General features: G+C 65.4%; 12 protein-coding genes. 3 read left to right on the forward strand and 9 right to left on the reverse strand.

Features of this window, described 5'->3' with window-relative positions:
- Window positions 1-4: 4 nt before the first annotated feature.
- The 6 genes from AC4ELH_RS11925 to fadD5 form a co-directional block, all read right to left on the reverse strand.
- Entirely contained in the window at window positions 5-1,570 is a 1,566-nt protein-coding gene (locus AC4ELH_RS11925; RefSeq protein WP_448444258.1) for a virulence factor Mce family protein, read from the reverse strand.
- Window positions 1,567-2,598, reverse strand: coding sequence for an MCE family protein (locus AC4ELH_RS11930; RefSeq protein ID WP_064881270.1), 1,032 nt, complete (start codon window positions 2,596-2,598; stop codon window positions 1,567-1,569). The genes AC4ELH_RS11925 and AC4ELH_RS11930 overlap by 4 nt, the downstream gene beginning before the upstream one ends.
- Entirely contained in the window at window positions 2,595-3,824 is a 1,230-nt protein-coding gene (locus AC4ELH_RS11935; protein WP_064881268.1) for an MCE family protein, read from the reverse strand. The genes AC4ELH_RS11930 and AC4ELH_RS11935 overlap by 4 nt, the downstream gene beginning before the upstream one ends.
- Window positions 3,825-3,828: 4 nt before the next feature.
- Window positions 3,829-4,698, reverse strand: a complete 870-nt coding sequence (locus tag AC4ELH_RS11940) for an MlaE family ABC transporter permease (RefSeq protein WP_064881265.1) — start codon at window positions 4,696-4,698, stop codon at window positions 3,829-3,831.
- A 1-nt stretch (window position 4,699) separates the two neighbouring features.
- Window positions 4,700-5,437, reverse strand: a complete 738-nt coding sequence (locus AC4ELH_RS11945; protein WP_165610635.1) for an MlaE family ABC transporter permease — start codon at window positions 5,435-5,437, stop codon at window positions 4,700-4,702.
- A 306-nt stretch (window positions 5,438-5,743) separates the two neighbouring features.
- Window positions 5,744-7,333 (reverse strand): fatty-acid--CoA ligase FadD5, encoded by a 1,590-nt coding sequence (gene fadD5, locus AC4ELH_RS11950; protein WP_448444262.1) that lies wholly within the window; start codon window positions 7,331-7,333, stop codon window positions 5,744-5,746.
- Between the two features lie 126 nt (window positions 7,334-7,459).
- Between fadD5 and AC4ELH_RS11955 the strand changes: the two genes are divergently transcribed.
- Window positions 7,460-8,152 carry a GntR family transcriptional regulator gene (locus AC4ELH_RS11955; protein ID WP_498884588.1) on the forward strand — a complete coding sequence of 231 codons (693 nt, stop codon included), beginning with the start codon at window positions 7,460-7,462 and terminating at the stop codon, window positions 8,150-8,152.
- A gap of 424 nt (window positions 8,153-8,576) precedes the next feature.
- Window positions 8,577-8,879, forward strand: a complete 303-nt coding sequence (locus tag AC4ELH_RS11960; RefSeq protein ID WP_064878516.1) for a hypothetical protein — start codon at window positions 8,577-8,579, stop codon at window positions 8,877-8,879.
- On the opposite strand, the gene AC4ELH_RS11965 is transcribed toward AC4ELH_RS11960, so the two are convergent.
- Together AC4ELH_RS11965 and AC4ELH_RS11970 are read right to left on the reverse strand one after the other, a co-directional pair.
- Window positions 8,876-9,316, reverse strand: a complete 441-nt coding sequence (locus tag AC4ELH_RS11965) for an SRPBCC family protein (RefSeq protein WP_064878520.1) — start codon at window positions 9,314-9,316, stop codon at window positions 8,876-8,878. The genes AC4ELH_RS11960 and AC4ELH_RS11965 overlap by 4 nt on opposite strands.
- A complete protein-coding gene (locus AC4ELH_RS11970; protein ID WP_448444265.1) occupies window positions 9,285-9,749 on the reverse strand; it encodes an acyl-CoA thioesterase in 465 nt (154 codons plus the stop codon). Before AC4ELH_RS11970 ends, AC4ELH_RS11965 begins: the two co-directional genes overlap by 32 nt.
- A 26-nt stretch (window positions 9,750-9,775) precedes the next feature.
- On the opposite strand from AC4ELH_RS11970, the gene AC4ELH_RS11975 reads away from it, so the two are divergent.
- A complete protein-coding gene (locus tag AC4ELH_RS11975; RefSeq protein ID WP_448444267.1) occupies window positions 9,776-10,867 on the forward strand; it encodes an alcohol dehydrogenase catalytic domain-containing protein in 1,092 nt (363 codons plus the stop codon).
- Here the strand turns inward: AC4ELH_RS11975 and AC4ELH_RS11980 are convergent.
- Entirely contained in the window at window positions 10,864-12,582 is a 1,719-nt protein-coding gene (locus AC4ELH_RS11980) for an acyl-CoA dehydrogenase (protein WP_064878526.1), read from the reverse strand. The two genes, AC4ELH_RS11975 and AC4ELH_RS11980, sit on opposite strands and share 4 nt — an antisense overlap.
- Window positions 12,583-12,588 lie beyond the last annotated feature (6 nt).

The raw sequence follows: 12,588 nt of genomic DNA on the forward strand, positions 1-12,588 counted from the left end.
CGGCCTATCCCTGCGACCCGGGCGGAAGGAACGGCGGGTTACCCGGAAGCGGCGGTGTACCCGCCGGCCCCGCGTCCGGCCCCGGTCCCGGTGGTGCCGGAGGAGCGTTCAGCGGTCCCGGGTGCGGTGCGTAACCCGGGATGGGTCCCGGTGCCACCGGCAACGGGGCGATCGGAACGGTCCGGGCTCCCGGCGGGCCGGGGAGCAGATCAACCGGCGCACCCGGCTGATCCGGGGGCATCTGACCGGGGATGGCCGCACTGGGCACACCCGGCGAATGCGCGATGCCGTCAGGATTCGGCGCCGAGGTTGCGAGGTCCGGCGGACCGTACTCCGGGCCACCGAACGGACCCTGGGTGGCCGCCGCGCACGGCATCGGGTTGCCCGGCGACGGGATTCCGGCCGCGGTCGGCGTGTACGAGCACGGCGACCCGGGCGGGACGGCAGGTCCCGGATGCTCCGGGGTGCCTTCCAGCGGTGTCGGGGCCGACGGCGGAGCACCGTTCTCGAACCGCTTGCCGTTGGGATCGGGGAACCGCGCCGAGGGCAGGCCGGCGTTGCGCCAGAACTCCTCCGGGTCGATGCCGCGCTTCTTGAACGCGGAATCGACGAACGGCTGCAGGATCTGCGGCGGGATCAGGTTGACCAGCATCACCTTGAAGTACGGGCCGGAGGCCAGCGCCTCGGCGAGTGACGTGATGAACTTGCCCGCCACGGTCAGCGTGTCGGCCAGATCCTGCTTGCGCTCGACCAGCAGATCGCTGACCGTCCGCAGCTGCTCCAGCACGTGGTTGAGGTTCGGGTTGTCGTTGATCAGACCCTCGACCTGACGCGACACCGACGAGACCCGCTCCAACAGCATGCTCACGGCCTGGCCGCGCTCGTTGACCGCGGCCAACAGGGTCTGGGCGTTCACCAGCAGCTGATTGACCTGCGTGCTGCGGTCACCGAGGATCGTCGCCACCTTGTTGGCGTTGGCCAGCAGCTTCTTGACATCCTCATCGCGCTTGCCGATGGTCTCGGAGAACTTGGCCACCCCGTCCAGCGCGGCACTCAGGTGCGGCGAGGTCTGATCGACGGTCTCCGACAGGACATTCAGCGAATCCTTGACCGACTTGGTGTCCCAACCCGACGCGTTGCGCGTGACATCGAGGAATGCGTCGTAGATCTGGTACGGCGTCGTCGTCTGGCCCAGCGGCAACATCCCGCGCGGCGGCAGCGTCTGGCTGCCGCGCGGCTGGATCTCGATGTTCTTACGACCCAGGATCGTGTCGGTACGGATCGCCGCACGGCTCTCGGTACCGATCGTCTTCCCGCCAAGGGTGTAGCCGATCTCGACCTTGTCGCCATTGATGTCCATGCTCTTGACCGTGCCGACATCCATACCGGCGATGCGGACCTTGTCGCCCAGGCTCAGGCCCCCGGTATCGGAGAACTGGCCGTAGTACGTCGGGACCGCGAACAGCATCGGCACACTCGTCAGCGTCGAACCGACGCCGATCACCAGCGCCACCACCGCAACACCCATCAGGCCTTTGCGGAAGCGGTCGGAACCTTGCAGTGTCCTCATCGCGGCGTGCACCTCCCCGACGGCTGTGAAGCGAGTCTGACGGTTCGGACGGGCCCGCCCGGCTGCAACCCGTTGAGCTTCAACGAAAGGTCGCAGGCATAGAAGTTGAAGAAGTCACCGTAGATACCACCGGCACGTCCGATGATCTTCAACGCCTGGGGGAACTGCACCAGGATGTCATTCAGCTGCTGCTTCTGGTCGATCAGCGGCTGCTGGATGACCTCGAGCTGACCGATGGTGTCCTTGAGCAGCGGGCGGTTGTCCCCCAGCAGATCTGCCAGTGAACCGGCCGCGTTGCTGATGTTGGCCACCGAGGCTCCGATCGGATCGGCGCGGTTCTTCAGCCCCGTGACCAGCGTCTCGAAGTTCTTCAGGGTGTCGTTGAACTGCTGCTGATGCGCCACGGTGGTGTCCAGCACGATGTTCAGGTTCTTGATCACCTCGCCGATCGCCTGATCCCGGTCGGCGATGCTCTGGGTGAGCTGCGCGGTCTGGTCCAGGATGTCGTTGATGGTGCCGCCCTGGCCCTGGAAGATCGTGATGATCGACTGGGAGATGGTGTTGACCTTCTCCGGGCTCAGCGACTGGAACAGCGGACGGAAGCCACCGACGAGCGCGTCGAGGTCCAGAGCCGGCTCGGTGCGCTCCAGCGGAATGGTGCTGCCGGGAGCGATCTTCGTGTTGCTCTCGCCCCGCTTGAGTTCCAGATAGCGGTTACCGATCAGGTCCTGGTAGCGGATCGCGGCCGTGGTCTCCTCGAACAGCGGCAGCGACTTCTCGACGTTGAACGTGACCTCGGCCTGCTGGCCACCGTTGACCAGCTTCACGGCCGAGACCTTGCCGACCTCGACACCGGAAGCCCGGACGAACTGCCCGGTGCGCAACCCGCTGACGTTCTTGAAGATCGCCGAGTACTCGGAGGTCCGGTTGAACCGGATCTGGCCGAAGACCACGAAGATGATCGCAGTGAAGGTGAGCAGCACCAGTGAGAAGATGCCGAGCTTGATAAGCGTGCCCTTGATGCTCATGGGTTGATCGTGTTCTCCCCCACTTGGCGTCCCCACACATACTCGGCGACGAGAGGTTGCCCCAGCTCGAGGTGGTTGTACGGCGCGATCGATGCTCCGGTGTCCATCACCAGGTACGGCATGGGCCACAGGTCCTTTGTGATCGGCTGCCAGCAGCCGGGCCGGCCCTCGGGCCCACCCTTGGCGTTGACCCGCGGCAGGTTGTCGGGATAGACGTACGGGTTGCCCACGCCCATCACCAGCGACTGGGTCTGCAGCGAGTAGCCGTTACCACCAAGTGCGCCTGCGAGTTTCGGGCCGGCGTCGTGGTAGTTGCGGATCGTGCAGAACAGCGCCGGGCTGTACTTGTCGAGCAGTGCCGAGGTGGGCAACAGGTCCTGGGCGCCGCGGACCAGGTACGGGCCGCCGCGCTCGAAGATGTCGCCGCCGGTGTTGCCGAAACCGACCGCAGCCACCAACGCCTGGTCCAGATTGCCGCGCTGCTCGTTGAGGGTGCGGGCGGTGGTGACGGCGTTGGTCAGACCGTCGAACAGGTCCGGTCCTGCGTTGGCGTAGACCTCGCCGAGGTCGGCCAGACCGGCGATGTCGCGACGGATCTGGGGCATCCGCGGATTGAGATCCGAGAGGATGTCGTTGCCGTTGACGATCGACTGGCCGAACTTGTCCCCCAGCCCGTCGAGGGCCTGCGCGGTCGCCGTCAGCGTCTGGTTCAGCTTGATCGGGTCGATCTGCTCGGAGATCGCGGTGATCGTTTCGAACAGCGTGTTGAACTCCGTCGTCACACCCTGCGCCCGGATCGGCGTGGAGGGCGACAAGCGCTCCGACGACGGGTTCGGCGGCGACAGGAACGAGATGTACTTGTTGCCGAACACCGTGGTGGCCCGCAACTCTGCGCTCACGTTCTCCGGGATCAGCTTCAGATACTGGGGTTTGACGTCCAGGATCAGCTTCGCCTCGGGGTTGTTGTCGACGGTGACGACGTCGATCGAGGCCAGTCGCCCGATGGGCACCCCGTTGAAGGTGACCTTCGAACCCGGGTCCATCGACAGACCGGCCCGACCCGACAGCACGGTCAGCTGTGTCTTCTTCTCGAACGTTCCGCGGAACTGCATCCACGTCAACGCGAAGACCACCATGGTGACGAGGGCGAGGATCAAGCCGGCCAGCTTGTACGGCGGGACCTTCGGCTTGTTCAAGGGCGCGTGCGGCACTGCAGGCTGGGTCATGCCGCTACACCGTGAGGTTGAAGTTGGGGTCGGTGCCGTAGAGCGCCAACGATGCCAACAGGACCACCAACACGATTGCGATCAACGAGGTTCGCATCGACCTCCCTACTGCCTCACCCACACCGACGGCACCGCCACTGGCGTAATAGCCGAAGTAGCAGTGGTTCAACATGACCACGATCGACATGACGATGACCTGAAGGAAGGACCACATCACGTCGTCGACGCGTAGGAACGTATGGAAGTAGTGCTCATACGTACCGACTGACTGCGAGTAGAAGACCGTCGTGACGAACTGCGCAGACAGGAAGGACAGCAGGACCGCCCCGGCGTACAGCGGGATGATGACGATCGAGCCGGCGATCAGGCGAGTCGACACCAGGTACGAAATCGACCTGATACCCATGACTTCCAGTGCATCGACCTCTTCGCTGATCCGCATGGCACCAAGCTCTGCGGTGGCACCGGCGCCGACTGTCGAAGCCAGGGCCTGACCCGTGACCACCGGGGCAACGACGCGGATGTTTGCCAACGCGGCGAAGAAGCCGGTGAAGGCCTCGACACCGATATTGCCCAGGGATGCGAAGCCCTGAATGGCGATCAAGGAGCCGGCCGACAGCGTGACGAAACCGATGATGGCCACGGTGCCGCCGATGACGGCCATGGCGCCGGTACCCATACCGATCTCGGCGACCAGGCGCAGGGCCTCACGGCGATAGTGCCGGAACGCATGCGGGATGGAGCCGATGGCCTGGACGACGAACCACGCGACGTGGCCCATGCTGTCGAGGAACCGGGCCGGAGTGCCCGCGATGTCCGAGGTGCGCGAGAACGCCCGGGGGAACCGGGAGCGAAGAACTGTTGCAGTACTCATGTCAGTGCCCTGTCCCGAACCGCACACCGATGGTGGTGAGCACGACGTTGACTGCGAACAATGCCACCACGCACAACACCAGGGTCTCGTTCACCGCGGTACCGACGCCCTTGGAGCCACCGGCCACCGTCAGGCCCCGGTAGCAGCCGACGAGTCCGGCGATCAGGCCGAACAAGGTTGCCTTGATGACCGAGATCATCACCTCGGGGAATCCGGTGAGCAGGGTCAGGGTGGACACGTACGCACCGGCGGACACGTTCTGGACGTACACGCCGAAGAAGAAGCCACCGATGAGGCCGATGGTGATGACCGCACCGTTGAGCATGAAAGCGACGAATGTGGAGGCCACCACGCGCGGGACGACCAGCCGCTCGATCGGGTCGATGCCGAGCACCTCGAGCGCGTCGATTTCTTCACGCACGGTGCGGGCTCCGAGGTCTGCGCAAATTGCGGTCGACCCGGCGCCGGCCACCACGAGCACGGTCACCAGCGGACCGAGCTGCGTCACCGCGCCGAGGGCCGCGCCCGCGCCTGAAACATCGGCTGCACCGAACTCCGCCAACAGGATGTTGAGGGTGAAGATGATGAGCACGGTCAGCGGGATCGACACCGCGAGCGTTGGCAGGAATGCCACGCGGATCAGGAACCAGCTCTGAAGCACGAATTCCTTCCACTGGAAAGGCCGTGTGAGAAAGGCCTTTCCAGTGAGCACAGTCATCTTGAAGAAGCCACCGACCATAGCCAGCGGCTTCTCCAATTGACCACGTACGTAGCCGACGAGCCCGTCGGCGGGCGCCGTCACCGGTGCGCCCCCTGGACGTGTCGCACGCCCCCTCCTCGTCGCCTGTCAGCTTGTGTGATCCGTCTCTCCCTACTCGCGAGTAGTAATTGAGACCACCGGACTGTACCCGATGGAAACCGGGCCGTGCACTGCATCGGGTGGATTGTGCCATCAACCGTTAACAAGGGCGTGCAAAGACAGCAAACTTTCCCCGCGACCTGCAGAAACCCGTTGACGCGGAGTTACTTTCGTAAACGTCAACCGCTACTGGACGTTGATCGGAGAACCGAACCGCTCCCGGAGTTCGGTCTTGAGTACCTTGCCCGACGGGTTGCGGGGCAAAGCGTCGACGATCTCGATCGCCTTCGGGTGCTTGTAGCGCGCCAGGCGCTCGGTGAGGAAGCCGTCGAGATCCCCGAGGTTCAGTGCATCGCCTCGACTCAAAGCAACCACCGCAACCGGAACTTCGCCCCACTTCTCGTCGTGGCGCCCGATCACCGCGACCTCGGTGATGGCGGGGTGCCCGGCCAGAACGTTCTCGACCTCGGCGCAGTAGATGTTCTCGCCGCCGGAGATGATCATGTCCTTCTTGCGGTCGACAACCCAGATGTAGCCCTCCGCATCCTGGCGCACCAGATCGCCCGAGTGGAACCAGCCGCCGGCGAACGCCTCGGCGGTGGCCTTCGGGTTGTTCCAGTAGCCCGCCATCAAAGTCGGGGCGCGGTAGACGATCTCACCGACGTCGCCGACCGGGACGTCGTTCATGTTCTCGTCCACGATGCGGGCCGAAACGGTGGGGATCACCTGACCGACCGAGCCCAGCTTCCGAATTGCGTCGTCTGCCAACAACATGCAGGTGACCGGGGACATCTCGGTCTGCCCGAACGCAGCGAGGATCTGGCTGCCCGGGAACGTCTCGGCCATTGCGCGTAGCAACGTGTCCGACGCCGGCGCAGCACCCCACGACAGCGACCGCAGGCACAGGTCGCGCGGATTGGCTTTCTGCTCGGCACAAACCGCCTGCCACTGCGCGGGCACCAGGAAGATCGCGGTGACCTTCTCTGCCGCGAGTACGTCGAGCAACGCACCCGGGTCGAACGCGCCGAGCGGATAGATGACCGTCGGCAGGCCGAGGGTCAGACCTGTGTTCACGTTTCCGGCGACACCGGCGATGTGGAACAGCGGGACCCCGATGAAGCCGACGTCGTTGTTGATGTCGACACCGGTGGTGAAGAGGTTGGTCATGCCCTGTCCGACCAAGTTGTTGTGCGTCAGCACCGCACCCTTGGGCCGGCCGGTGGTGCCGGAGGTGTACATGATGAGCGCCGGGGCATCGCTGGGGATGTCGACCGGTTCGACGGGCGGGCCGTCTTCGGCGATCAGGTCCTCGTAGCCGAGGACGCCTTCTTCTGTGGGGGCGTCGGCCACGATGACCGTTGACAGCGTGGCATCGAGATCGCGCACCGCCGTGGCGACTCCGGCGAGCACGGGCTCGGTGACGATGACGCGGGCCTCGCAGTCGCTGACCAGGAACGCCACCTCGGGCGGGGTCATCCGGAAGTTCACCGGCACTGCGATCGCGCCGAGCTTGTTGGCCGCCAGCATCGCCTCGATGAACTCGGGGCGGTTCAGCATCAGGATCAGCACGCGGTCGCCGAAACCGATCCCGCGCCGGCTCAGGGCGCCGGCCAACCTGGTCACCCGGTGGTCGAGCTCGCGCCACGTGGTGGTGTGCCCCAGGAAGCGCAGGGCCGTCTTTTCGGGCTGCATCAGGGCATGCCGGGTCAGTTGGTTGGCCCAGTTCTGACGACGGGCCAGGTATGGCTGCTCAGTGGGGAACGGCTCGGCAGTCAACGGATCTGTACTCCATGGGTATTGAGTTGCACGAATTTTATATTTGATCAAACATGGGGTTGCCCCGGTCACACTATGGCCTCGGCGCCTCGGCGACAAGCCCACCAGAAAGGCGACCGGATTCGCGTGAATGCACCTGCCAGAACGGCCGTGCAACGTCGTCGCGGAGGGCGGCGCGAGCAACTTTCCGACGAGGTTGCCGCCCAACTGCGCGCCGAGATCATGACCGGCGTACTACGCCCCGGGACGTTCATCCGGCTCGACGAGACCGCGGCGGCACTCGGAGTCAGCATCACCCCGGTGCGGGAGGCGCTGCGCACGCTCCGCGGTGAGGGCATGGTGCAGTTGGAGCCGAACCGCGGACACGTCGTGGTGCCACTGACCCGCGCCGACGTCGAGGACATCTTCTGGCTGCAGGCCACCATCGCGCGAAAGCTGGCCGCCACCGCCACAGCACGCATCACCGCGGCCCAGATCGACGAGCTGGAGCAGCTCAACGCCGACCTCGCCGCGGCGGTCAAGGAGCAGGATCCGGTGGCGATCTCGTCAGCCGAGTTCACCTTCCACCGGGCCTTCAACCACGCCAGCGGCCGGATCAAGCTGGCCTGGTTCCTGCTGCATGTCGCGCGGTACCTGCCCGCGCTGATCTACTCGACCGATCCGAAGTGGGGCACCGAAGCCGTCGAGAACCACCGGCTCCTGATCGATGCGCTGCGCCGGCGCGATGCGGAGGCCGCGGTGGAGCTCAACGCCAACCAGTTCACCGACGCCGCCCAGCGGCTGATCACGCGGCTGAACGAGATCGGGATGTGGGACTGAGGACTCCGAGCCGGGCCGGCTGTGTGTCCGCGTCGGCGTGTCGGCCCGGGAAACCAGTGTTCGACCTGCCCGCCTACGAGCGACAATCCAGCGACAATCGCCTCACACACATCGTCAGCATCGGCGGTCACATCAACGATCAATACATGCGCCACTCCAGGTCAAACCAGCCTCGCGTGTAACAGAAATCGGGTTGCCCACCTATCAGCGACAGTGTCGCTGACAGGTGGGCAACGAACTACTGGGGCCCATGAGCTCTCAGATGCAGGAGTGGCAAAAACGCGCAGCGACAATGAGCTTGCCGTGGCGCATGATGCCCCCGTGGCGATTGTCGCTGGATTGTCGCTAACAGTCGGGCACATCGGATATCCCCCGGAAATCCGGGACCGGCATGATTGTCAGACCCCCTTGGCACCGTGACTCCATGGCGGACAAACTCCTGCTGCGGGGCACCAACCTCCGTTACGTGCTCACCATGCAGCTGCTGCAATGCGGCCCACAATCGGTCGCCGACCTGGTCGATGCCCTCGCGGATCAGGGATTCACGACCTCGGGGCGCACATCGAAGGCGATCTCCGACGCCCTGCGCTGGGAGATGAGCCACGGCCGCGTCTACCGGGTCAGGCACGGCCGCTATCGCCCCGCCGAGATGCCGCGAGCCACCGAGTACCGCATCCGCAATCGCGTGCTGGAACTCCGTGCGGCGGCGGCGGACCGTGCGGCCTAGGCGGACAGTTCCTTCACCCTGGTGACGAGTGCGTTGGCCAGGTGGTCCAGGGTGTCCCCGATGAGCTTCTTGACCATCATCGCCGGGATGGGCAGCTTGACCTCGACCTCGAGATCGACCTGAAGCAGCGTGCTGTCCGGCCCCAAAGGAACGACGGAGAAGCGCTGTTCCTGCTTGGTGAAGTGGTCGCCCTGCTGCAGCACGGTGAAGATCTGGTTCTCGGCCGGGTAGTAGACAGCGTTGATGAAGACGCCGGACTGACCCTGGATCTCGACGTCGAGCCGCAGCTGGCTGGGCCGTCCGTCGTCGTAACGGGCCAAGATCCAGCAGCCCTTGATCTCGGGGTTCCACTGCGGATAGGCCTCGAAATCGCCGACGATCGCCATGATCTTCTCGGCAGGGGCATCAACCTCGACGGTCTTGCTCACGAGTGGCATCCGGCGAGCATATCGACTGCAACAGATCGCGGATCACGTCGGGAATCGGTACCGGACGTCGCGAGGTCCGATCGACATAGACATGTACCCAATGGCCGACCGCCGCGACCGGCCCGTCCGGCTCGAAGAGCCCGAGCCGGTAGGTGACGCTGCTGTTCCCCAACCGGGCCACCGCCAGACCGACCACCAGCGGGTCCGGGAACTTCAGCTCCGCGAAGTAGCGGCACCCGGACTCGGCGACCACACCGAGCCAGGACGCGGTGACCGGATCGACGTCGCAGTTGGTGTTGATCCAGGCGTTGATCGCGGTGTCGAAGAGTTCGTAGTACACCGCGTTGTTGAGGTGGCCGAACATGTCGTTGTCGGTCCAACGGGTCAGCACCGGCCAGTGCAGCGGGAAGTCCTCGGGGGTCAATTCAGCTCCGTCGGTCATTCCGGCAGTCTGACAGGCTGGAGGTCATGAAGATCCGCGGCGCCGTCCTCGAGCACATCGGCCTCAACCGCCCGTACGCCGAGTCCCGACCGATCCGGGTGAGCGACCTCGAACTCGCCGAGCCCGGCCCGGGTGAACTTCTGGTCCGTATCGAGGCCGCGGGTTTGTGTCACTCCGATCTGTCGGTCGTGGACGGCAACCGGGTACGACCGGTCCCGATGCTGCTGGGCCACGAAGCAGCCGGGATAGTCGAGGCCGGTGACACCGATCTGCCGGTGGGCCAGCGGGTGGTGATGACCTTTCTGCCGCGCTGCGGAGACTGCCCCGCGTGCGCCACCGACGGCCTGACCCCCTGCGGACCGGGATCGGCCGCCAACGGTGCCGGCACGTTGATGAACGGCGACATCCGGCTGACCCGCGACGGCCGACCGGTGTTCCATCACCTCGGGGTGTCCGGCTTCGCCACCTACGCCGTCGTGGACCGTCGCTCGGTGGTGCCGGTGCCCTCGGATGTCCCGGCTGTGGTCGCGTCGTTGTTGGGCTGCGCGGTCCTGACCGGGGGTGGCGCGGTACTCAACGTGGGCACGCCGCGGCCGGGCCAGACCGTGGCGGTCGTCGGACTGGGCGGTGTCGGCATGGCTGCGGCCGTGACCGCGCTGGCCCACGACGACGTCCGCGTCATCGGTGTGGATCAGCTGCCCGACAAACTGGCCCGGGCCCGTGAACTCGGCGTGCACGAGACCTATACCCCCGAGCAGGCCGCCGACCTCAAGGCCGACATCGTGATCGAAGCTGCCGGTCATCCCGCGGCGTTGGAAACCTCGATCGCGCTGACCGGCGCGGGCGGGCGCACGATCACCGTCGGCCTACCCCGCCCGGACGCCCGGATCTCGGTGTCGCCGTTGGGTTTCGTCGCCGAAGGCCGGTCGCTGATCGGCAGCTACCTGGGCTCGGCGGTGCCGGCACGCGACATCCCGCGCTTCGTCGAACTCTGGCGGGCCGGTCGGCTACCGGTCGAATCCCTGGTGTCCGACACCATCACCCTCGATGAGATCAACACCGGGATGGACGCCCTCGCCGACGGGCGAGCTGTGCGGCAGATCATCGAGTTCGACTAGAACCAGTTGTCACGCATCTCGAGCGTGGTGCGGTCCAGGCTCTCCAGCAGATCCAATTGCGGTGCGGTCCTGGGCAGTTCGTAACGGAAGAAGTACCGGGCGGCCTGACGCTTACCGTCATAGAAATCCCCGGTCCGGCCTTCGGCGGCCAGGAACTGCTCCAGCCAGATCCAGGCGACGACGATGTGCCCGAAGGCTTCCAGGTATACCGCGCTGTTGCCCATCGCGGCTTCGATATCACCCGAGGCGAACATGGCAGCGGTGACGGCGACCAACCGCTGCCAGGCCGCGTCGAGCTGTGCGGCCAGTTCGGGCGCCGCATCCGAAGCGGCCGCGACCGTCGCTGCGATCCGCTCTCCTAATGCCGCGAGACCCGTCCCGCCGTTCTGGGTCACCTTGCGCCCCAAAAGATCCAGGCTCTGGATGCCGTGGGTGCCCTCGTGGATCGGGTTCAGCCGATTGTCGCGGTAGTGCTGCTCGACGTCGTATTCGCGGGTGTAGCCGTAGCCGCCGTGCACCTGGATCGCCAGATTGTTGGCCTCCACGCACCACTGCGACGGCCAACTCTTGGCGATCGGGGTGAGGATGTCGAGGACAGAACTGTCCCCGGCGGCATCCCTGTCTACGAGTTTGGCGCAATAGAGCGCCAGAGCCAGGCCACCCTCGACATAAGCCTTCTGCGCCAACAGCATTCGCTTGACGTCAGCATGTTCGATGATGGGCACCTGCGGGGTCGACGGATCCTTGATCCCCAGGGGCCTGCCCTGGGGACGCTCGCGCGCGTACTCCAGCGACTTCAGGTAGCCGGTGTACCCGAGTGCGACGGCGCCCATCCCGACGCCGAGGCGGGCCTCGTTCATCATGTGGAACATGTAGACGATCCCGCGGTGCGGTTCGCCGACGAGATAGCCGACCGCACCGTCGAAGTTGAGCACCGTGTTGGTGATACCGCGCTGCCCCATCTTGTGGTTCAGCCCGGAGATGGCGACCCCGTTGCGGCTTCCGTCGTCCAGGTACTTGGGCACGATGAGCAGTGAGATGCCCTTGGTTCCGGCCGGCCCGCCGGGAATCTTGGCCAGCACCAGGTTGACGATGTTCTCGGTCATCTCATGCTCGGCGCCGGAGATCCACATCTTCGACCCGAACACCCGATAGCTGCCGTCGGGCTGAGGTTCGGCGCGCGTGGTGATGTCGGCCAGCGACGATCCGGCCTGGGTCTCCGACAGCGCCATCGTGCCCGAGAACCGGCCGGCCAGCATGGGTTTGACGAACCGCTCGATCTGCTCGGCCGAGCCGAAACGGGCCAGCAGGTTCGCGTTGGCGATGGTGAGCATCAGATAGCCCGATGTCGACACGTTGGCCGCGGCGATCCAGGCGAATGCGGCCTGCGCGACGGTGACCGGCAGTTGCGCACCGCCGAGCTCATCGTCGAAACCCATGGCGATCAGGTCGGCCGCCGCGAACGCGTCCCAGGCCTCTTTCACCTCGGGGATCAGCGTGACCGTCTGCCCGTCGAACGTCGGCTCGTTCGCATCGCTGAGCTTGTTGTGCGGCGCGAAGTAGCGGGTCGCGAGTTGCTCGCACAGATCCAATACGCCGTCGAACGTTTCGCGTGAGTGCTCGGAGAACCGGTCCAACTTGGTGAGCTTTTCGACGTCCAACCACTCGTAGAGCAGGAAGTCCAGGTCGCGCCGCGAGAGGATGGTCGACTTCATGCGGCC

This window comes from Mycobacterium shunyiense, assembly GCF_058270075.1.